Raw genomic sequence first — 22,178 nt, 5'->3', positions numbered from 1 at the left:
AAAAGAAAACTAAAAATAAGCAAAACTAATCTATTTCATAAATATGTTAAAAAAAAGGATTGACAGGACAGCTTATCCATTGCTATCATCATCCCATAACCAACTAAACAGGTAGGATTAATTCTATTTCAACTACCGGTCAACGCGGAGTGGAAAAGCGTTATTTATCTGAAATAAGATGATGAGAGGTGCTTTTACATGACAAACATGAAAAAGAAGAATTCCAAGTTAACGCTCCACACGCTGTTGATCTTTATCGTATTTTCCCTCGCGCTGACAGGCTGCGGCTGGGACTCCAATTCCCCATCGAACACGAATCAAACCAATACGAATACAGGTGCAGCCAATAATACCAATGCAGACGGTACAGAACCAGCAACCGATAACGCGGCAAACACAGAATCTACTGAGCCGATCGAGCTGCTGAATGTTTCTTACGACCCGACGCGTGAATTATATGAAGCTTACAATAAACTGTTCGCCGATTATTGGGAGAAAGAGCATGGCCAGAAAGTAACGATCAAACAATCACATGCCGGCTCCGGCGCTCAATCGCGGGCTGTCATTGATGGACTCAAAGCCGATGTCGTCACACTTGCACTCGGTTACGATATCGATGCAATTGCAGAGAAAGGCCTGATCGATCCCGATTGGCAGCAGCAATTTGAGAATAACAGTGCGCCATATACATCGACGATCGTGTTCCTGGTTCGCAAAGGCAATCCGAAACAGATCAAGGATTGGAACGACCTGGTGAAACCGGGTGTAGAAGTCATCACGCCAAATCCGAAGACAAGCGGCGGCGCACGCTGGAACTATCTCGCGGCATGGGGCTATGCGCTTAAACAGAACAATGACGAAGAGTCGAAAGCACAAGAATTCGTCTCTAAGCTTTTCAAAAACGTACCTGTACTCGATTCCGGGGCACGCGGATCGACAACAACCTTCGTAGAGAAGGGCATCGGCGACGTGCTGCTCGCTTGGGAGAATGAAGCACTTCTTTCCGTGAAGGAGCTTGGCCCGGATAAATTCGATATTGTCTATCCTTCCATCAGTATTCTTGCAGAACCGCCGGTTGCCATTGTCGATAAGAACGTCGATAAGAAAGGTTCGCGCACAGTTGCGGAAGCTTATCTGGATTACCTTTACACCGAAGAAGCACAGAAGCTAGTCGCACAGAATTTCTACCGCCCGCAGCTGGCATCGGTAGCGGAGCAGTACGCGGAGCAATTCCCGGAAATGACTTTGCTGAATATCAACGATGATTTCGGCGGCTGGGCTGTTGCACAGAAGAAGCATTTTGCAGACGGCGGCGTATTTGATCAAATCTACGCACCCGGCTCATAAGCGAATCGACAGGAGCTGACTCTTCTAATGAAAAGTTCCACTTCAAGCAAAGCGAAGCCGCGCAGCATATTGCCGGGTTTCGGACTTTCCCTTGGATTCACCATTTTCTACTTGAGCGTACTGGTCATTATCCCGTTAGCCGGTATCTTCATTAAAACATCCGGTTTAACGCCGGCTCAGTTCTGGCATACGGTGTCTAATGCACGGGTAATCGCATCCTACAAAATCAGTTTCTTAACATCCTTCTATGCTGCACTAATCAATCTCGTATTCGGACTCGTCGTTGCCTGGGTGCTGGTACGCTACAAATTTCCGGGGAAAAAGCTGGTCGACAGCCTGATTGATTTGCCCTTTGCACTGCCAACCGCTGTTGCCGGCATTGCATTGACCGCAATCTACGCACCAAACGGCTGGATTGGTTCTTTGCTTGAACCGCTCGGTATCAAAGTGGCCTTCACGCCGCTTGGCATCACGTTAGCGCTTATCTTTATCGGATTGCCTTTCGTCGTAAGGACCGTTCAGCCTGTTCTTCAGGATCTGGATAACGAGGTGGAGGAAGCAGCCGTTATGCTCGGCGCATTCCGCTGGCGGACGTTCCGCCGGGTCATTCTGCCGGAGCTGATCCCGCCGCTGCTCACCGGATTTGCGCTTGCTTTTGCAAGAGGAATTGGTGAATACGGTTCGGTCGTCTTCATCTCCGGCAACATGCCGATGAAAACCGAAATCGCGCCGCTCCTGATCATGACGAAGCTTGAGCAGTACGATTACAAGGGAGCGACCGCCATCGCGCTTGTCATGCTGGTTGCATCCTTCCTGCTTCTTCTATTAATCAATTACTTGCAATGGCGGAGCAATCGCCGCGTTATTGCGGAATAGGAGCGTGTAAACTATGGCTGGTGCAGTTACGGTTCATTTAACCGAGAAGTCCGCGCAGCGTCCGAAACATATTAACGAGTCTGCCGGCATTCGAATAGTACTCATCTCCGTCGCGCTGCTGTTCCTGGTGCTTGTGGTGCTGCTGCCGCTGCTGTCGGTCTTTATTGAAGCATTCAAACGCGGAACAGAGGTGTATGTAGCCGCGCTGAAAGATCCCGATGCTTGGTCGGCACTGAGGCTGACTTTATTGACGGCAGTCATTGCGGTACCGCTTAACACGGTATTCGGCGTTGCCGCTGCTTGGGCCATCAGTAAGTTCCGGTTTCGGGGCAAAAACATACTTATTACGCTGATTGATTTACCTTTTGCCGTATCACCGGTCATCTCGGGTCTGGTCTTCGTGTTATTGTTCGGCGCACAAGGCTTCCTAGGACCGTGGTTGTCGGATCATAATATCCAAATTATCTTCGCATTGCCCGGTATCGTGCTTGCGACAACATTCGTTACGTTCCCGTTCGTTGCACGCGAACTGATCCCGCTGATGCAGGCGCAGGGCGTACAAGAAGAGGAAGCCGCCGCAAGCCTTGGCGCGAAGGGCTGGCAAATCTTCTGGCGCGTTACTCTCCCTAACATCAAATGGGGATTGCTCTACGGCATCATCCTCTGTAATGCGAGAGCGATGGGGGAGTTCGGTGCGGTATCGGTCGTATCCGGCCATATCCGCGGCGAGACCAATACGCTTCCGCTGCACATTGAAATTCTGTATAACGAGTATCAATTCTCTGCTTCGTTTGCGGTGGCTTCCTTGCTGGTGATGCTGGCATTGCTGACGCTGGTCGTGAAGAGCTTCATCGAATGGAAAACCGCGCAGAAAACGCCGAAAGAGGAGGGCTAAAGGATGCATATCGAGGTTCGCAACATCAATAAATCCTTTCAAGGCCACCAAGCCGTCAATGATGTCAGCTTCTCGATTGAACGCGGCAAGCTGATTGGTCTGCTTGGACCGAGCGGCGGCGGCAAATCAACGCTGCTGCGCATATTAGCGGGACTCGAGACACCGGATTCCGGCGATATCTTCATTAACGGGAAGCGGGTTAACGATGTTCAGCCGCAGCTTAGAGGAATCGGCTTTGTATTTCAAAATTACGCCTTGTTTAAACATATGACCGTGTTCGATAATATCGCGTTTGGACTGACGATTCGTAAGGCCAGTAAAGCTGAGATCAAGGAACGAGTCGGGGAGCTGCTCGACTTGACGGGGCTTCGGGGCTTCGAGCATCGCTATCCGCATCAGCTCTCGGGCGGACAAAGGCAGCGGGTGGCATTCGCAAGAGCGCTTGCTCCTAAGCCGGATCTGCTGCTGCTCGATGAGCCGTTCGCGGCCATCGACGCAAAAGTGCGCAAAGAGCTTCGCACTTGGCTGAAGCAGCTGATCAGCACGCTCGGCATCACCTCCATCTTCGTCACGCATGACCAAGACGAGGCGGTCGAGGTGGCGGACGAAATGCTGATCGTCCAGCAAGGAAAGCTGGAGCAGCAAGGGTCGCCCGTTCATATTTATACAGATCCGCAAACCGCATTCGTGGCGGGGTTTATCGGTCATTCCAGTGTGGTGGAGCAGCCTAGCGACCTTCGCGGCTTCGGCGGTTCCTCCTTGGCAGAGGGTGCTAAAGCGCTCATCCGTCCGGAGTTTGTCGAGGTAGGGCGCGAGCGGGAGATTCCGTTCCCATCCGCTGCCGAGAAAGGTAAGGTTCGTCATATTTTCTTCCGTGGCGCTCATTTGGAGCTTGATGTGGAAGTGGGCAACAATCGGTTGTCGGCACACCGTTCTCTGGATCAAGAGCCGTTGCAGCCGGGTGATGAAGTTTCCGTCCTTATTCACCGTTTATACGTTATTACTGACAAGTCGGCGACGATTGTGGAGAATCCACTGAAGATCGATCCGCTGCCAGTTCATATTTAATTCGTCCGGGAGGGATTTATAATGGCAAAGCCAATCGTACTGGATCAAGAATGGTTAGAGCGCATAGCAACACAGGTAAATGGGCTTGAATATGGTTCGGTGCTCATTACGGTTCATGACGGCAGAGTCGTCCAGATCGACCGTACAGAGCGCAAGCGGTTCGATGCGGCGACTGCCAAAACCGGGCAAACGGGGCAACAACGACAAGAACCAACAAACAGCACCGATAAATTAAAGGCTGTTAACGGATAGGATCGAGATTGAAGAAGCGCCGGACCACTCGTTGTGACGAGTGACCCGGCGCTTTTTGCTTTTCTGAGGGAGGGCTAATCGTTTCGTCAAGATTCGTTGCCTGTGCGTGTTGATCGTTCCGATTTCAAAGCTGCGGAAGCGGGCCAGAAGGCAGCTCGACCGCAAAGTACGGTTATCGCAGGAACTAGGAAAGGCCTTACGATAAAGGTATCCAGCAGCACACCGATTGCCGTTATTGTGCCGAACTGCACAAGCACTTGAATTGGCAAGGTAGCCAACACTGCGAATGTGCCTGCTAGAATCAGTCCTGCCGAGGTGATGACGGAGCCGGTCTGGGACACGCCTTCTTTCACCGCTTGGCGCAAGGGCATGTGACGTGCTTTCTTCCAAATGCTCGAAATCATGAAGATGTTATAATCTTCGCCTAGCGCAACGATAAAGACAAAGGAATACAGCGGAATGAGCCCCTGAATCGCTTCTGTGCCGAACAAGTAATGAAGCACGACCCAGCCGAGCCCAAGTGCGCTGTAGTAGGATAACAGTACGGTTGCTATCAAGTAGAGCATCGCTACCAAGGAACGCAAGTAAGCGAGCAATAGAATCGCGATGAGAATCAAGATGACCGGAATGATGAGTTTCGCGTCATCGCCGGTAGTTTGCTTGGTGTCGTACTGCTCTGCGGTTTGGCCGCCGATCCATACCTGCTTCGCGGTATCGGCTGTGCTGACGCCCGTCGTCGCAGTCAGTGCTTCTTCTGCTGCATGCCGCAGCTGCGGGATATGAGCAATCGCTTCGATCGAATACGGATTCACTGCCAGCTCGACCTCAAAGCGGAGCAGATCCGAATTCGTCGCGCCACGTACCGGATCGGTTACTTTCTTCACGAAAGGAAGAGCAGCCAAGGCGGATTGGACCGCTTCGCCTTGTTCTGCGGATTGCGTCTCTGTGATCACTTGCACAGGTGCGAGCTCACCTGCATTGAAATGACCTGCAATGAGGGTAAAGCCTTCTCGTGAAGGAGAATCCGCCGGGAACGACGATAGCGTGTCGAATGTGTATTTGATTTGGGAGGCGAAAATAACACAGATGACCAGGATGATCGTCGTTATAACCGCTATCCGCTTCGGCTTACGGACAACGAATTCTCCCAGTCGATCGCCAAGGGTCTGGCGTGCTTGTAGGGCAGGCGCGGCTTTACCTTTCTTCTTCGCTCGCGCGGCAGCCATCTCTTGCGTTCTCGGAATGAACGGGTAGAAGGATGCTCGGCCCAGTAGGCTGAGGAACGCAGGCACGAGCGTCAAGCTTGCGATCATCATGATCAGAATGGCTAAACTGAACGGAACCGCGAAGCGCTGAATGCTGCCGAACTCTGCCAGCAGCAGCACGAGCAGGGAGAAGACAACGGTTAGTCCGCTCATGGCAATCGCGCCGGAAGAGCCGCTGAACGCTTGTTTTAATGCTGTGAAAGGTTGGCGTTCTTCCTTCAATTCGCTGCGGAATCTGGCAATTAGGAAGAGGCAGTAATCGGTTCCGGCACCGAACAGCAGGACGGTCATGATGGATAAGCTCTGGGAGTCATAAGCAATCCAGCCCTGATCCGCCATCCAGCCTAACAGCGGTGTAATAGCACCGTATGCGAATCCGACCGCGATCAGCGGAATGAGAGCAAGTACCGGCGAACGGTAGATGAGCAGTAAGAAGAGCAGAACCAGAAATACGGTAGCAAGAAGCAAGGAAACGTCAGCGCTCTTGAACAAACCTGTTGCGTCAACTGAGATGCCCACAGGTCCTGATGCACGAACGGCAAGGCCGCTGCCGGACTCGTCTGCAAGCTTGGTTTGAAACGGATTTGCGGAATCCTTGAAGATAAGCGCTGTTTCAATCTCTATCTGGGTCAGGCCTTCTTTGAGTCCGTCGCTGCCTGCGGATTTATCAAACAGCACAGGCTGAACTAACGTAGTGCCGTCCTCAGAAACTTGCTGTTTCAGCGCCGGAAGCGGCAGCTTATCAAGCGGGACGACACTTTCTTGATGAGGGACAGGATGTGCTGCGAGCTGCTTCGCCAGCTGCTGAATGCCGGCCAAGTCCGCATCGGTGAGTCCATTCCCGCGGTACCAGGTTAAGAGTGCGGGGATACCGGTTTCGGATGGGAACTGCTCGGCGATCAGCTTCTCGGCTTGAACGGATGGTTTGCTTGCATTGAAGTTCGCCAGCGTATCGTCCTTCTGCTCTGAGGAACTAGGCAGGGTCATGTTGAGCAGAGCGACAATAACGATCCAGGCGGCAAGCGTTAGCCAGCGGCCGCGTTTGCCTCCGACTGCTTGCGTGAATGCTTCGAGCCATCTGACTATCATGTGGATGTACTCATCTCCTTTTGATTTTCACTTATCAAGCGATAAGTGATGATTAGAAAAAAAGGGCTATTCAGGCCGCCTACTCCGAAGGAGGTGAGGTGGCCGATAGTCCGAATAACAATACGTTGATGAGCATTTGGGCTTGATCATCCCAATTTTTCTTTGTGTCTGCTGCGCCTGCCGGAGAGAGGGTAGAGGCTGCGGCCAATGTCTGGTTGATGAGCCCCATCAATAGCCGCGCTGATTTCTCGGCATCCATTCCGAACTGTGCCGAGTCGCGCAGCTGTCCATTCTGCTGACCTGCTTCGAATATGGTAAGCAGCGGCGAAAGATAGGCGCTGCGCCATAGCTCATAGATAATTCGCTGAGACTCCGGAGCAAGCTCATGCCGAATGTCGTGAAACATCCGGCTGAGATCCTCGGGGTGATTAGCAAGCATATAGGCAGTGACATGGTAGAGGCGATGCCTTACATCTGTTTCTCTTCGAATGATGCCGCCCAGCGCACTTCGCGTACCTTCGCACACCGATCGCATGACATCTACGTACAGCGCTTGCTTATCCTTGAAGTGATGATATAACGCAGGCTGAGTTAAGCCGCAGGCATCGGCGATTTGTCGCGTGGATACGGCGCGGTAGCCGAGCTCCATAAACAGTTCCTTCGCCGTTCTAATAATCATGGCGCGTGTCTCTTGCGATTGATTCGATTTGGTGGCTACCATTGAAGAGGAAAGTTCCTTTCCCGCTAAATCTGCTTATCGCTTGATAAGCCGCTTGCTAAGATCATACTACTCCGCGAATCGCCAGTCAATTAATCGATGTCCAGCTTGTGCTTGACGTAGCTTGTGCGTGCTTCGATCCGTTTATCAGCGCTTTTCTTCTGCCGCTTGCTGACGGATTGCTCTTTGCGCGCTTGATGCGCCAGCTCTCGCCCGGTTTTCTTGTAGCTCTCATAGCGGCGCTCATCGAGCGCCCCGCTGCGCAGCGCTTCCTTCACGGCGCAGCCTTGCTCCGCTTGATGGCGGCAATCGCGGAACCGGCAGGTCTCTGCAATCGCTTCGATATCGGAGAACGCTTCCTGCCAGCCGTCATCGGCTTCCCACAGCTGCAGCTCGCGCATCCCCGGCGTATCCATCATGATGACGCCGCCCGGAAGCGGGAAGAGCTCGCGATGCGTAGTGGTATGGCGGCCGCGCGCATCATCCTCGCGGATGCCTTGCACGCGCTGCAGGTCGCCGCCCGCCAACCAGTTCAGCAGCGTTGATTTGCCGACGCCGGATGAGCCGGTTACGGCAATGGTGCGGCCTTGGAGCATATAAGGCGAGAGCGATTCGCGGCCTTCGTTCTCCAGAGCGCTGACCGCATGGACAGGAACCCCCGGTGCCGCGGCCTCAACTTCGGCGACTCTGCTCTCCGTATCGGTGCAGAGATCGGCTTTCGTCAGCAGAACGACAGGTGTTGCGCCGCTTTCCCAGGCTGCGATGAGGTAACGTTCGATCTTGCGAACGTTGTAATCCCCGTTGAGCGCATTGACGATGAAGAGCGTGTCGATGTTGGTGCCAATGACCTGTTCTTCCGGCACGCTGCCTGCTGCACGGCGGATCATCGCCGAGCGCCTTGGCAGGATACTGTGAATAATGGCACGCTGCTCACCGGGCAATAATTGTACGGCGACCCAGTCGCCGACGGCAGGGAATTCGCTGCGTGATGCAGCTTGGAATTGAAATTTGCCGCTGACTTCAGCGGCGTATTCACCGGCGTCGGTCATAATGCGATATCGATTCGTAAATTGAGCAACGACTCGTGCAGGCTCAAGGCTTACGCCGCTGCTGCTTTTGCCGCCGTTACTGTTGCCGGAAACATGGGTAAAAGCGTTCTCCCAGTATTCATTCCAGCCGTAGTCTTTCAGCCCGTAATTGTTCGAGCTCTCTTGCATGGGATGGTTCATGTTCAAAGTTGGTGTACCCCTTTATTAGTTGGATTGGTGGATGGATAACAAAAAAGACCGCAGGAAATAAACTCCTGCGGTCTTCGCTCTGATACGTTCTACGTACCGAAACGGACACAAAAAAACCGCAAGAAACCGGATTACGGTCTCTTGCGGCGGCTTGGGCGATCATAAATAAGCTAGGGCTGTATCCTTAGCTTACTTATTCATTCCCGAACTTGATCCGTCTGAGACCGATGCAACTGCAACTACTTCTTGTACGTTCATGACATTAGCTACCATTTGACATCAGCCTCCTTAGTTATCGTTAGTTGTCATTCTATGCGCTTCGAAGCGCCTTGTCAACTCATTCCATTAAAATGGCCTTGCTCCCGGATTCCGAGGCAAGGCCACATTATTACGAAATGATGAATTTGATAATCACCGCAGCGGCGAAAATAACGAACATCAGTCCAAAGAATCCGCCAAAGCCAAGTGCAACGTCGAATAGATCGTCGCGTGGTTCCTCGTTCAAATGCTCACGTGGGTCTCTTACATTTTCCATCGTTTTAACTTCCTCCTTAGACAACAACGATTGCTCCCCCTAGTATACCCAACTTCCAGAATAATTGTAAAGTCGGAGGTCGTGACAATTGTGAGGCAAATTTGTGCCGAAAGCCACTTCCAAGCGAGCCGAGTTCTACCGCAAAATAAGGCTCATTGTGGTACAATAAAGGATAGCCATGTGCCGGGAGGAGGACGACAATGGAGGATCAACCGAGAACGGAATCGGCCGCAGACAAGCGCCTTGCCGAGGAACGAATCCGCAGTAAGCTGGCTTTGCTGCCGGATCAGTCGGGCTGTTATTTGATGAAAGATGCCGAGGGCACCATTATTTATGTCGGCAAAGCTAAGGTACTGAAGAACCGGGTACGTTCGTATTTTAACGGCAGTCATAACGGAAAGACATTGCGGCTCGTTTCCTTGATCCGCGATTTCGAATACATTGTAACTTCGAGCAATATGGAAGCGTTGATACTGGAATGCAACCTGATTAAACAATATCATCCCCGTTATAACGTCCTGCTCAAAGATGACAAGACGTTCCCGTATATCAAAATAACGAATGAAACGCATCCGAAGCTTGAGGTAACGCGCCGGATCGTCAAAGATAAAGGCAAATATTTCGGACCGTATCCGAATGCATTCGCGGCTACTCAAACGAAGAAGCTGCTGGACCGGTTATATCCGCTGCGCAAATGCGGCACGCTGCCGGACAAGGTATGTTTGTACTACCATATCGGGCAATGTGTAGCGCCTTGCGAGTTCGATATTGCGCCGGGTACGTACGAGAACATGGTGCAGGAGATCACTCGATTCTTAAATGGCGGTCATGATGAAGTGAAGAAGACGCTTCAGGCTAAGATGGAATCGGCTGCAGAACTGATGGAATTCGAGCGTGCGAAGGAATATCGGGACCAGCTCATTGCCATTGATGCTGTCATGGAGAAGCAGAAAATTACGCTCAACGATGCGATGGATCGCGATGTCTTCGGTTATGCGATTGAGAAAGGCTGGATGTGCGTACAAATTATGTACATGCGGCAAGGGAAGCTGATCGAGCGAAGAGCGACGACGTTCCCGTATTACGGCGCGGCATACGATGATTTCATGACGTTCGTGACTCAGTATTATTCGGAAAATCCGGCGCTGCCTAAGGAAATTTTCTTGCCTTCCCCGCCGCAGGAAGCAGAGCTGGAAACGGCTGCGAGCGTGCAGGAGTCAGGCGTAGAATACATGGTAGAGGCCGTTCCTGCCGAGCATCATGCCGAAGGCGATGAGCAAGGTGAGCCGGAAGCAGGTTCAATGGAGGCCGAACTGCGAAATTCCTTGCAGAAATGGCTGAAGGTGAAGGTGTTCATGCCGCTGCGCGGACGCAAACGCGATGTTGTTACGATGGCAGTGAATAATGCAAAGGTGACGCTGGATGAGAAATTTAAGCTGATCGAGCGGGATGAGGAGCGCACCTTCAAAGCATCGGAAGGGCTGGCGGAGGCATTAGGCCTGTCGCAGGTTCGGCGTATAGAGGCATTCGATAATTCAAACATTCAAGGGACGGATCCCGTTTCGGCGATGGTGGTCTTTATGGATGGCAAGCCGGATAAGAAGGAATACCGCAAATACAAGGTCAAGACGGTCGTCGGACCTGATGATTATGGGACGATGCGTGAAGTCATTCGCCGCCGCTATGAGCGTGTGCTGAAGGAAGAGCTTCCGCTGCCGGATCTGATCATTGTCGACGGCGGTCGCGGTCAAATCTCCGCAGCACTCGATATTCTGGAGAATGAGCTTGGCTTGATGGTACCGGTGTGCGGACTTGTGAAGGACACCAAACATAAAACAGCGCAGCTCATGACGGGGGATCCGCCTGAAGTGGTGCCGCTGCCGCGCGACAGCCAGGAATTCTACTTGCTGCAGCGGATTCAAGACGAGGTTCACCGTTTTGCGATTACGTTCCACCGCGAACAGCGGGGCAAATCGATGGTGGCTTCCAAGCTGGACTCGATTCCGGGCATCGGAGAGAAACGGCGTAAGGCGCTGCTGAAGCATTTTGGCTCCATTAAGAAAATAAGAGAAGCAGCCATTGAAGATTTCCGGCCGCTGTCGATTGGCGAGAAGCTTGCCACTCAAATTATTGAAGCGCTGAAGGAAGAACAGCAGGAATAAGACCTTTCGGAAGAGAACGCCAGCTCTAAGATGAGCTGGCGTTTTTGTGAAACAGTTACCTTTATGGGCGGAGGGAATACAGGATGAAAGGGAAATGGATTCAAGGTCTCATGGTCGTTTCCGCTGTATCCGGAATGATCTGGCTGGGCGGGCTGGCATGGACGATGCAGGATTATTATACCGGGGGGTCCGGCAAGGGGGCTGCCCCGGTAACGTCTCTTGAAGTGAAGCCACTGCCGAATTTCAATGACGGGAAGTTCCGCGTCGTGGCACTGGGCGACTCCCTTACTCGCGGAGCCGGCGACCCGGAAGGCAAAGGGTACGTCGGGTACATGGTGGACGAGCTGAAGGCGAAGGCGGTTGGCCAAGAAATTCTCGTGAAGAACTACGGTGTTAATGGGATGCATACCCCTGAATTGACAGCATCGCTCGACAAGCCTGACGTTCGAGGAGAACTTAAGGCAGCGGATGTCATCGTAATCAGTACCGGCGGCAACGATCTGTTCCTGGGCGGCGAGACGCTTGTTAACTTGGATCCGTCCAACATCGCTGCGATTCAAGAAGCCTATGCGGAGCAATTGAATAACGTACTGAAGGATATACGATCCGTTAATCCTGCCGCGAAACTGTTCCTGATCGGGTTATACAATCCGTTTATCGCCTTGAAGGAAACGCAGACTACGACCAAGATCGTACGGGATTGGAATTACCAAACCGCAGAAACCGCGGCCAAATATACGGACACCGTGCTCGTGCCGACGTTGGATCTCTTTCAGTTGAAGGTTCAGGATTATCTGGCCAGAGATCAGTTTCATCCGAATGCGGAGGGCTACAAGCTCATCGGTGAACGGGTCGCGTCGCTCATCACTTGGGAGGGGGAGCGCAAATGATCAGCAAGGCAATGGGGATGACTGCTGCAAGCGAAAGCGAAGAGATTACTTTAGCTGTACAGGGACTCCGGAAAGTAATCGGTAAGCGGGAAATTATCCAAGGGCTCGACTTCGAGCTGAAACGAGGCGAGGTGTTCGGATTTCTTGGGCCCAACGGAGCGGGCAAGACGACGACCATCCGCATGCTCGTCGGTTTAATCAAGCCGACAGCCGGAACGATAAGGATTTGCGGTTATGATCTGCACTGCCAGTTCCCGGAGGCGACGAGGAACATGGGCTGCATCGTGGAGAATCCTGAGTTGTACAGTTTCTTGAGCGGCTGGGGAAATTTACAATACTTCGCCCGAATGATGCCTGGCATCGATGAGGCGCGGATCAACGAGGTTGTAGAGCTTGTCGGGCTGACAGCACGGATACACGATAAAGTGAAAACATATTCGCTGGGCATGAGGCAGCGACTGGGGATTGCTCAAGCGCTGCTCGGGAAGCCGAAGCTGCTCATTCTCGATGAGCCGACGAACGGGCTGGATCCATCGGGGATTCGGGAAATGAGAGAGTTTATCCGCTATTTGGCTGAACGTGAAGGACTCTCCGTGCTGGTATCGAGCCATCTGCTGAGCGAAATCCAACTGATGTGCGATCGTGTTGCCATCCTATCGAAGGGCCGCGTCATCCGTGTCGATACGGTAGACAACCTATTAGCTCAGCAAGAGAGAGTCAGCTGGCGGCTTAAGCCGATGAGTAAGGGAGAGGCATTGCTCCGGGAGTTGGCTGGCTCAGCCGAGGTACAGGGAGAGATGGTGCTGACGCCATATAACGAGGACGAGATCGGACGGTGGAACATGGCGCTAGTCGAGTCCGGTGTGACCGTAACCGAGATGAGCCGCAAACTGCCTTCGCTTGAGGACCTGTTCCTTGAGCTGACGGGAGGGGAAAGCATTGGTTAACCTCGTTTATAACGAAATGATCAAGATCACAGGCAAACGCAGGTTGTTCGTTGTCGCGCTAATCATCGCGATTCTGATCTCATTGTTCACTTATGCCCAGTATCAGCAGGCGGCGGAGAACCAGAAGCGCTTCGGCGACGTCGATTGGCGCACCGCACTTGAACAGCGAATCTCCGGTTGGGAAGCCCGGCTTGCTAATGGCGGAGGACGCGGCGACGAAGGTGAGCTGGAGCTGCGCATCGCCCAGCAGCAGTACTACCTGGATCAGAATGTCAACCCGTCAGAGCCGGGCGCGCCAACCTTTGTTCGCGGCTTCGTCGAGAATGGCATTTCGCTTCTGCTGCCGCTCATGATGATGATTGTCGCCGCTGACTTAGTTTCCTCCGAACACAGCTCAGGCACGATTAAAGTGTTACTGACCCGCTCTGTAAAGCGTTGGCGAATACTGCTTAGCAAATATTTAGCTCTCCTGTTATCGGTCTCTATTATCATTACGTTGTTCGGATTGTTGTCGGCGATTATTTCGGGTATCGTGTTTGGCTTTCAAGGCGGGGCTGCGCCGGTTCTGACCGGCTTCTCGGTGACAGGCGGTGAGCTTGATACTTCCGCTGTGCGAATCATACCCCAATGGCAGTTCATTCTCATGGAGATGGGACTCGCCTGGTTTGTGTCTGTTGTGGTGGCGACCATCACCTTCATGTTATCCGTTCTGGTTCGCACAACCGCTGCGGTCATGGGGATCATGCTGGCTTGTCTTATTGCGGGCACCATCTTGCGGTCGATGGTCGGTTCTTGGGAAACGGCGAAGTACTTGTTCATGGTCAACTTGGAGTTGATCGACTACTTACAGGATGCCGAACCGCCGATTGCGGGGATGTCGCTTGGTTTCTCGCTCCTGGTGCTGCTTCTCTGGGGAGTCGGTGCTTTGATCGTATCGTTCGTTTCCTTCACGCGGCGAGACGTTTATTAGCAGTCACAGTAAAGGCTCTCCCGGATCATGTGCCGGGAGAGCCTTTTATAGTGATTATATTGTATGAGGTTTCGGACGTTTTCTGTTGTCCGCGAATCGCATGAGCCATGCAATTGGAATCGGAAGCACGATGTAGACGATACCGACCAGGATATTGCTGGCCGAGCCCATAAACATCAAGGAGATCGCCATCATAACACTATCGAAGATCGCATGTGCGAACAACACTGTAATAAACCCGTATCGCAGGAACAAGAAGCTGAAGATCAGTCCGATAATCGTTAGCTCCAGCAGCCGCGTTGTAGAGGGGAATATCGGATAGGTAACATGACCCAGCGCCCAGATGACAGTTGGAATGAGGGAAGCGACGAACGAGTTCTTGAACCAACGCTTCATCAGACCGATACCGAACAATCGGAACACCGCTTCTTCCGAGATCGCGGCACACCAAGCGAGTACCGGGAAGATTAATGGTGCTGCCAGGTTATAAGGTGATTGGGTGACATCGGTCGTGGACCACGAGCCGTTTACTTGCATCAGGACGATAAAGATAACGGTTTGTAAGCCAAGCAGCATAAACGCGCATAGATAGCCAAGCCACATACTCCGCCATACATGCTCTCCATAGCCCGCTTGCCCGAATCGAGGCCATAAATTTCGGCCCATTCCCTTCCATAAACCATCTCCGCCAACGAGGGAGAAGTAGACGGCGAGCGCCATAATAACGGTGATCAAACAAGTGACGATCACCGCAACATACGCGACGGTGTCCGCATGCAAGATTTCGCCGTAGCCTGCCACAATTCCGTCTGTCATGTTGAAATCATTAGCCAAATACATAGCCAAGAAAATCACGGTTAATACGATTCCACGCAAGAACGACGTGTGTTTCCGATAAAGTGACGCATAAATGATGGCGAGAATAAACAACACGAAGGACAGGAACAAGCTGCCGATCGTCGACAAATAATTCGCGATCTGTTTCTGATTGTTCACATAGCTGACGTAATCGGAAGGGACTTGGAATTTCGGCTTATAGGAGGCAATAAGGAAGCTGCCATTCGCAAGCTTCTCACCACGAATGCTTAGCAGGAGCGGTGCTTCTCCAATAGAGGAATCTGCTGCTTTGTACCAAATTTGGCCTTTGGCATCATCCGTCTTATGCAGGGACAGCGCTGATTTAGCAAAGCCCTTGGAGGCTGCAAAAGCTAACGCGGCATCTGTGAGCTCTTTGCCTTGCGCAGGTACGGTATCCGATTCATTCAACCGATTCCACGCGACTACCGTCCCTTTTTGCATATGCACATAGACGAAAATCTCACTCTTATCCGGCATTTCCGCCGTTACTTGAAACGTGTCCGTAGGGTAATCCGTATCATAGTTCTTATTGTAGGTTTTCGTCAGCTTATTCTTCTCCAGGTAACCGTAGAGGAGGCTGTCGGATTGATGAACGGCATGCACATGTGCCGGGGGAGCGTGGAACTGCTTCTGTATGAAGGAAGAGGCAGCCGCTTCTGCTTTGCTCTTGGAAATGACCGACTCGCTGCCCGAATCGAAGAAAGTCTCAGCTGTGGAAGGAACGATTTGGATGAGTAAATAAATGATGATACCTATGCCGGCAAGCCAGGAAAATAATTTCCAATGGGGCTGGAGCTGCGTCGTATTCATTTGAACACCTCTGTCTCGAATAGTAGAACGATTGCGTGATATTCATTACCTTAACATAAATGAAACAATATTATCCATGGAACCGGGACCGTCCTACTTGGAAATGAAGGCAGGAACGGTTTATAATGTGAAACATTGGCTGGCAATGGCATCAGAAACATGGATGTCTTTGTCCTAACGGTTACGTTCATCAATTATATGAGTTTCATTTTGTATATAGTCGAGTCGAAGCAGAAGAAATCATGTTTGGATAGGGGATTAATACCATTATGAAAATCAATCAATTTGTCATTATAGGACTTGGCCGGTTTGGCTCGAGCTTGGCTCGCGAGCTGATTGAACTTGGCTACGACGTTCTTGGAATCGATAAAGATCCGGAAGTTGTACAGGATCTGAGCCAGGTTCTCACGCATACGGTAACGGCGGAATCGACTGATGAGGAAGTACTTCGTTCATTAGGCGTACGTAACTTTGACTGCGGAGTCGTGGCTATCGGAGATGACATTCAAGCGAGCATTCTGACTGCTATTCTGCTGAAGGATCTGGGCGTGAAGAAAGTCGTTGCCAAAGCGATGACCGAGCTTCATGGGCGTGTGCTTGAGAAAATCGGCGTGGACCGCGTCGTTTATCCGGAGCGGGATATGGGCATTCGTGTTGCGCATCAGCTGGTTTCGCCGAATTTACTCGACTATATCGAGCTGTCGAAGGATTACACGATTGCCGAGCTGGCAGTGCCGAAATGCTTGAGCGGCGTCTCGCTGCAGGATTTGAATGCGCGTGCGCGGTTTGGCTGCAGCATCGTTGCGATCAATAAGCCGAAGGGCATCATCATCGCGCCGACCGGAAACGATGTGCTCACGGAGAAGGATGTTATGGTGATCATCGGCACAAATCAGCAGATCGAGGAATTTGAAGATACCGTTATTCATTAGGAGAATGCAAGCGGTATGGTATTGGATACGAAAAATGGCAAACAATAAAGGACAGGGCCGGATTCGGCTTCTGTCCTTTGTTGTTTTTCGGGAAGAGGAGAGCTTCCTGCGTTGAGCTGTGACAGCCTTCCGCCTGCTGTTAAACCCGTGATCATTATTGAACTTATTATGCTGAGGTTTGATCACGGATTTAAAGGCAGGACGTAAACTCTCCAGGCTGTCACGCTCCCCTCCGGTCGCCTCTTCCCAGAAGCAACAATAAAGGACGGCACCCGAATCGGTGCTCCCGTCCTTTATTGTTGCGGGAGGGAGCGACTCCCACCACGCCGCATACCCGGCGTGGTTCGGATGAGGTGGATTGAACCGCTGGCTCTGCGCGGTTCAATGCTGTTAGCCGCAATCTCATGTGCGGCGTGATCATGCACCTAAGATGAATGAGCCGCAGAGCTGCGGGGGCAGCGATTGCGGCTCTATCCGGCCACCAGCGGAGCAGAATTTGCGGAGCTGGTCGCTCTTGGAAGTGCAGCGGGAAGGGGGGATGAAGATGGAGGGGCGTGGGGAAAGGGAACTGGCTGTAGAGCGTTAGCGATCACCTTTGAAAACGGGAATACACCGCGAGGTGCAAGTTCAATATTCCCGGGTTCAACAGCGACGGAAGCAGTTCCCTTGGACCTAAGCCCCGCCACTTCTTCATCCCTTTCTCCCGCATGCAGCACTCCCAACTCGCTACCCCCGCTTATAATGCGTAGCGATCTCGTCGATCCAGAGCCGTACCACCGGGCTTAAGCTCTCTGATTGCGCATGAATGAGCGAAGTCGTCCGCTTGGACTCGACTAATTCGCGGATCGGGATAACCAGGAGATCGTTATCGCGAAGCATCTCCGGCCGCAAATATGATTTGGGCAGCAGCGTGGCGGCGCGGCACGTATGCAACAGCCGGAGAATTGCTTCGAAGGAGTCGATTTCCATACGTACATCGGGGAGCAGGCGGTATTTTTCGAACAGTTCATCGGTCATAATTCGGTACCATGTGCCTTTGGAGAACAATATCATCGGCAGCGCGTTTAAATCGTTAATAACAGGCAAGCCTTTATCCATGACGAAATGATTGCGCGGCAGCACGAGCACTAGGTGATCGTCGAAGAGTGGCACGCATTTGAGCTGAGGATCATCGATGCGCGAAGCGACAATGCCTAGGTCGGCTTTGCGCTCGCGGACGAGTGTGACGATCTCATGTGTTTTGCCGGTGATGGCCTTGATATCGAGCTCGGGACTGCGGAGGGTCAGTGCTTGAATAAGATCAGGCAATGTCGTTTGCAGTGTCGTAAGACTCGCGCCAATGGTTAGAGTAGAACGGCCTGCGCTCTTATAATCGGCGACAAGGCTGAGATAGCGTAAGTGCTGCTGCCTGGCCTCGATGGCATACTCGTACGTAAGCTGTCCGATTCGAGTCAGCTCAAGCCGCTTGCCGACTCGGTGGAAGAGCAATGCGCCAAGATCCTGCTCCAGCTTGGCAATTTTGCGAGAGAGCGCGGGCTGGGATAGATTCAATGCGGCAGATGCCTTATTCATGCTGGATTGCTCCACGACAACGGCAAAAACATGTAATTCGTCTAACACAAGCAATCACCTCGCAGCTCAAAGTCTATATGCAAAAAAGGTATAACAATTAATGAATAATAAGCAATTCCATTATAAGCATAAAAGGAGTATCATGTGTACTGTGCCACCATAATGTATAAATCTATTATTTATTGACGCCCTCTGGGGCTAGCGTTACAATGGAGAATGGTTTTGGCGAATTATGGCGAATGCTACCCCACAGTTTGGAAAGGAGAACGTACAAGTTATGAAAGGAAATTCGTATTTATCGCGTAAGATCCACTCCTTACTCGGAGTAATTCCACTCGGTTTGTTCATCATCGAGCACATGATTACAAACTATTCGGCCTATGAGGGTGGAGCACAGGGGTTTTCGGATAGCATCAAGTTCTTGAATGATCTTCCGCTCGTTTTCTTCCTGGAATTGTTCGGCATTTGGCTGCCGCTTTTGTTCCACGGCGTGTATGGATTATATGTTGCTTATCAGTCGAACCTGAATACCGGTCAGTTCAAGTATGGCCGTAACTGGGCTTTTGCTGTTCAGCGTATAACCGGTGTAATCACGTTTATTTTTATCTTCTGGCATCTTTACCAAACCCGTTTGCAAGTTATGCTCGGTGAAGTGAAGCATGAGGAACTCGGCGGACTGATGCATGACATCACAAGCAATGGTTTCTATTTCGTGCTCTATGTGATCGGTGTTCTTGCTGCAACGTTCCACTTCAGCAACGGCATGTGGGCATTTCTCGTTAGCTGGGGAATTACAGTCGGACCGCGTGCACAACGCATCTCCTCGTTCCTTTGGATGGGTGTATTCGTCATTGTAGCGGTGATGTTCCTATTGTCGCTTGGCGCATTCCGCGGCGATGAATTTAAAGAGGCGGCCTCTGCTGCTCTGCAATTGACGAATCTCGTTTAAGTTTGAGACAAGGAGCGATAATGTAATGGCTAAAAACAAAATTATTGTCGTTGGCGGCGGTCTGGCCGGCCTAATGGCTACTATAAAAGCTGCAGAAGCAGGCGTTCATGTCGATCTGTTCTCCGTTGTGCCCGTTAAACGTTCGCACTCCGTATGTGCGCAAGGCGGAATTAACGGCGCGGTTAACACGAAGGGTGAAGGCGACTCCACCTGGGAGCATTTTGATGACACCGTTTATGGCGGGGACTTCCTAGCGAACCAACCACCTGTAAAAGCAATGTGCGATGCAGCACCAGGCATCATTCACTTGATGGACCGGATGGGCGTTATGTTCAACCGTACTCCGGAAGGTTTGCTTGATTTCCGTCGTTTCGGCGGTACGCAATATCACCGTACTGCTTTTGCAGGCGCTACTACAGGCCAACAATTGCTGTATGCATTGGATGAGCAGGTTCGCCGCTGGGAAACAGCCGGCCTTGTAACGAAGTACGAGCACTGGGAGTTCCTCGGTTCCATTCTGGACGACGAAGGTGCTTGCCGTGGTGTATCCGCTCAGGATCTTCGTTCGATGGAAGTACATACCTTCGCTGCGGATGCCGTTATTTTGGCGACAGGCGGCCCTGGTATTATTTTCGGGAAAACAACGAACTCCGTTATCAACACAGGTACTGCCGCAAGTGCGGTATACCAACAAGGCGTTCATTATGCGAACGGCGAATTCATTCAAATTCACCCGACGGCCATTCCGGGCGACGACAAGCTTCGTCTGATGTCGGAATCGGCGCGCGGTGAAGGAGGACGGATCTGGACGTACAAAGACGGCAAGCCTTGGTACTTCCTAGAGGAGAAATACCCGGCTTACGGAAACCTGGTTCCGCGTGATATCGCGACTCGCGAAATCTTCGACGTATGCGTTGAGCAGAAGCTCGGCATTAACGGCGAGAACATGGTTTACCTTGACCTGTCCCATAAAGATCCGAAGGTGCTTGATGTGAAGCTCGGCGGTATCATTGAGATTTATGAGAAGTTCATGGGGGATGACCCTCGTAAAATACCGATGAAAATCTTCCCTGCAGTTCATTATTCCATGGGCGGCATGTGGGTTGACTACAATCAAATGACGAACATTCCCGGCTTGTTCGCTTGCGGCGAATGTGAATATCAATATCATGGTGCGAACCGTCTCGGTGCGAACTCGCTGCTCTCCGCAATCTATGGCGGCATGATTACCGGACCTAAAGCAGTCGAGTACATCAAGGGCCTTAAGAAATCGGCAGAGGATATCTCCTCCTCCGTTTATGATCGTGCGAAGAAAGAGCAAACCGACAAGTATGAAAGCATCTTGAACATGAACGGCACAGAGAACGCGTATGTCCTGCACAAAGAACTCGGCGAGTGGATGACAAACAACATGACCGTTGTACGTTTCAACAAGAAGCTCGAAGAGACAATCGCGAAGATTAAAGAGCTGAAGCAGCGTTATCAGAATATCAATATCAACGATTCTGCACGGTGGAATAACGCAAGCGTAGCGTTCACTCGTCAGCTGTGGAACATGATGGAGCTTTCCGAAGCGATGACGCTTGGCGCACTTATGCGTAACGAAAGCCGCGGCGCGCATTACAAACCGGAATTCCCGGATCGTAACGATGAAGATTTCTTGAAAACGACGAAAGCGACGTGGACGCCGGAAGGCCCGCAAATTTCGTACGATGAAGTCGATGTCTCTCTCATTAAACCGCGTAAACGCGACTACTCCAAGGAAAAATAGAAAGGAGAATAACGATGGCGGAAACGGCAGTGAAAACAAAAACAGTAAAGCTGGTCATTACGCGTCAAGACGCTCCGAACTCTGGCTCGTATACGGAAGAGTTTGAAATTCCATATCGCCCGAATATGAACGTAATCGGTGCCTTGATGGAAATCCAGCGTAATCCTAAGAAACAAGACGGTCAAGGAACGGCTCCGGTATGTTGGGAATCCAACTGCCTGGAGGAAGTATGCGGCGCATGCTCCATGGTCATCAACGGCAAGCCTCGTCAAGCTTGCAGCGCGCTGATCGATAAACTGGAACAGCCGATTCGACTGCAGCCGATGAGCACGTTCCCTGTTGTGCGTGACTTGGTTATCAACCGTGAGCGGATGTTCAATGCGCTCAAACGGGTAAAAGCATGGATTCCGATCGACGGAACGTACGATCTTGGTCCAGGACCGCGTATGGCGGAAACGAAACGTCAATGGGCTTATGAATTGTCCAAATGCATGACCTGTGGGGTCTGCTTGGAATCCTGTCCGAACGTCAACGACCGCAACAGCTTCATCGGACCTGCGGCAATCTCGCAAGTTCGTTTGTTCAACGCTCACCCTACGGGCGAGATGAACCAAGAAGAGCGTCTGGAAACGCTGATGGAAGACGGCGGTATCGAAGGCTGCGGTAACTCGCAGAACTGCGTACGCTCGTGTCCGAAAGGCATTCCGCTGACGACTTCGATTGCGGCGATTAACAAGGATACGACCAAGCATTTGTTTAAAAAGTGGTTGGGGATGTAGGGTAAAGATAGGGCTCCCGTGGTGGGGCCACTTCGCACAGCTATTCCGATTTGCGCTCCCGTGGTACTCCGTACCAAAGTCGCTCAAATTCGGAATAGCTGTTGCTGCGTTTCCGCACCAAAGTCGCTCCGTTTAACCCTGCTGGTAGCAGGGGGAAGAAGCTAGACGTGATTGCTCCTCTGCTTAGCGAGGGACACTGCATGCAGGCAGTACGCTTTAGCGCTCCCGTGGTGCTTCGCACCACGGGAGCTCCAA

At 51.8% G+C, this 22,178-nt stretch carries 19 protein-coding genes; 13 read left to right on the top strand and 6 right to left on the bottom strand.

Annotated features, from left to right (window positions below; genetic code table 11):
- The first annotated feature begins 207 nt into the window (after positions 1-207).
- From AC0YN4_RS15815 to AC0YN4_RS15795, 5 genes are read left to right on the top strand one after another with little or no spacing between them, the layout of a single operon-like run.
- Positions 208-1,347 carry a sulfate ABC transporter substrate-binding protein gene (locus AC0YN4_RS15815; RefSeq protein WP_475782459.1) on the top strand — a complete coding sequence of 380 codons (1,140 nt, stop codon included), beginning with the start codon at positions 208-210 and terminating at the stop codon, positions 1,345-1,347.
- A gap of 27 nt (positions 1,348-1,374) precedes the next feature.
- Positions 1,375-2,223, top strand: a complete 849-nt coding sequence (gene cysT, locus AC0YN4_RS15810; protein WP_475782070.1) for a sulfate ABC transporter permease subunit CysT — start codon at positions 1,375-1,377, stop codon at positions 2,221-2,223.
- 13 nt (positions 2,224-2,236) lie between these two features.
- Complete coding sequence (gene cysW / locus AC0YN4_RS15805; RefSeq protein WP_475782069.1) at positions 2,237-3,118, top strand: sulfate ABC transporter permease subunit CysW; 882 nt, start codon at positions 2,237-2,239, stop codon at positions 3,116-3,118.
- A 3-nt stretch (positions 3,119-3,121) separates the two neighbouring features.
- Complete coding sequence (locus AC0YN4_RS15800) at positions 3,122-4,186, top strand: ABC transporter ATP-binding protein (RefSeq protein ID WP_475782068.1); 1,065 nt, start codon at positions 3,122-3,124, stop codon at positions 4,184-4,186.
- A gap of 21 nt (positions 4,187-4,207) precedes the next feature.
- Positions 4,208-4,438: a YezD family protein gene (locus AC0YN4_RS15795; protein ID WP_090982013.1), complete on the top strand. Its 231-nt coding sequence runs from the start codon at positions 4,208-4,210 to the stop codon at positions 4,436-4,438.
- A gap of 86 nt (positions 4,439-4,524) precedes the next feature.
- Here AC0YN4_RS15795 and AC0YN4_RS15790 read toward each other — a convergent pair whose 3' ends face one another.
- From AC0YN4_RS15790 to AC0YN4_RS15775, 4 genes are all read right to left on the bottom strand, one after another.
- Positions 4,525-6,792 (bottom strand): MMPL family transporter, encoded by a 2,268-nt coding sequence (locus AC0YN4_RS15790; protein WP_475836164.1) that lies wholly within the window; start codon positions 6,790-6,792, stop codon positions 4,525-4,527.
- Between the two features lie 79 nt (positions 6,793-6,871).
- On the bottom strand, positions 6,872-7,471 hold the full coding sequence (locus AC0YN4_RS15785) for a TetR/AcrR family transcriptional regulator (RefSeq protein ID WP_475836163.1): 600 nt from the start codon (positions 7,469-7,471) through the stop codon (positions 6,872-6,874).
- Between the two features lie 131 nt (positions 7,472-7,602).
- The gene (rsgA, locus tag AC0YN4_RS15780; protein WP_475836474.1) at positions 7,603-8,739 is read right to left on the bottom strand and encodes a ribosome small subunit-dependent GTPase A; all 1,137 of its coding nucleotides are present in this window, start codon (positions 8,737-8,739) and stop codon (positions 7,603-7,605) included.
- A 397-nt stretch (positions 8,740-9,136) separates the two neighbouring features.
- Complete coding sequence (locus AC0YN4_RS15775; protein ID WP_475782065.1) at positions 9,137-9,283, bottom strand: YqzM family protein; 147 nt, start codon at positions 9,281-9,283, stop codon at positions 9,137-9,139.
- A gap of 200 nt (positions 9,284-9,483) precedes the next feature.
- Between AC0YN4_RS15775 and uvrC the strand changes: the two genes are divergently transcribed.
- The 4 genes from uvrC (at position 9,484) to AC0YN4_RS15755 (ending at position 14,252) form a co-directional block, all read left to right on the top strand.
- The gene (gene uvrC / locus AC0YN4_RS15770; protein ID WP_475782064.1) at positions 9,484-11,445 is read left to right on the top strand and encodes an excinuclease ABC subunit UvrC; all 1,962 of its coding nucleotides are present in this window, start codon (positions 9,484-9,486) and stop codon (positions 11,443-11,445) included.
- Positions 11,446-11,528: 83 nt separating this feature from the next.
- The gene (locus AC0YN4_RS15765) at positions 11,529-12,335 is read left to right on the top strand and encodes a GDSL-type esterase/lipase family protein (RefSeq protein WP_475782063.1); all 807 of its coding nucleotides are present in this window, start codon (positions 11,529-11,531) and stop codon (positions 12,333-12,335) included.
- On the top strand, positions 12,332-13,282 hold the full coding sequence (locus AC0YN4_RS15760) for an ABC transporter ATP-binding protein (protein WP_475782062.1): 951 nt from the start codon (positions 12,332-12,334) through the stop codon (positions 13,280-13,282). The genes AC0YN4_RS15765 and AC0YN4_RS15760 overlap by 4 nt, the downstream gene beginning before the upstream one ends.
- Positions 13,275-14,252, top strand: coding sequence for an ABC transporter permease (locus AC0YN4_RS15755; protein ID WP_475782061.1), 978 nt, complete (start codon positions 13,275-13,277; stop codon positions 14,250-14,252). Before AC0YN4_RS15760 ends, AC0YN4_RS15755 begins: the two co-directional genes overlap by 8 nt.
- A gap of 54 nt (positions 14,253-14,306) precedes the next feature.
- Here AC0YN4_RS15755 and AC0YN4_RS15750 read toward each other — a convergent pair whose 3' ends face one another.
- A complete protein-coding gene (locus tag AC0YN4_RS15750) occupies positions 14,307-15,920 on the bottom strand; it encodes a CPBP family intramembrane glutamic endopeptidase (RefSeq protein WP_475782060.1) in 1,614 nt (537 codons plus the stop codon).
- A 269-nt stretch (positions 15,921-16,189) separates the two neighbouring features.
- On the opposite strand from AC0YN4_RS15750, the gene AC0YN4_RS15745 reads away from it, so the two are divergent.
- Entirely contained in the window at positions 16,190-16,852 is a 663-nt protein-coding gene (locus AC0YN4_RS15745) for a potassium channel family protein (RefSeq protein ID WP_090981997.1), read from the top strand.
- Positions 16,853-17,578: 726 nt separating this feature from the next.
- Here AC0YN4_RS15745 and AC0YN4_RS15740 read toward each other — a convergent pair.
- Positions 17,579-18,472, bottom strand: coding sequence for a LysR family transcriptional regulator (locus AC0YN4_RS15740; RefSeq protein ID WP_475782059.1), 894 nt, complete (start codon positions 18,470-18,472; stop codon positions 17,579-17,581).
- A 229-nt stretch (positions 18,473-18,701) separates the two neighbouring features.
- Between AC0YN4_RS15740 and AC0YN4_RS15735 the strand changes: the two genes are divergently transcribed.
- From AC0YN4_RS15735 to sdhB, 3 genes are read left to right on the top strand one after another with little or no spacing between them, the layout of a single operon-like run.
- Entirely contained in the window at positions 18,702-19,373 is a 672-nt protein-coding gene (locus tag AC0YN4_RS15735; RefSeq protein WP_475782058.1) for a succinate dehydrogenase cytochrome b558 subunit, read from the top strand.
- A 25-nt stretch (positions 19,374-19,398) separates the two neighbouring features.
- Entirely contained in the window at positions 19,399-21,144 is a 1,746-nt protein-coding gene (gene sdhA, locus AC0YN4_RS15730) for a succinate dehydrogenase flavoprotein subunit (protein ID WP_475782057.1), read from the top strand.
- A gap of 14 nt (positions 21,145-21,158) precedes the next feature.
- Positions 21,159-21,923 (top strand): succinate dehydrogenase iron-sulfur subunit, encoded by a 765-nt coding sequence (sdhB, locus tag AC0YN4_RS15725; RefSeq protein WP_090981989.1) that lies wholly within the window; start codon positions 21,159-21,161, stop codon positions 21,921-21,923.
- Positions 21,924-22,178 lie beyond the last annotated feature (255 nt).

The organism is Paenibacillus sp. J22R3 (genome assembly GCF_056269305.1).
The sequence above is the reverse complement of the archived record's forward strand: the minus strand, read 5'-3'. Positions and strand labels throughout refer to the sequence as shown.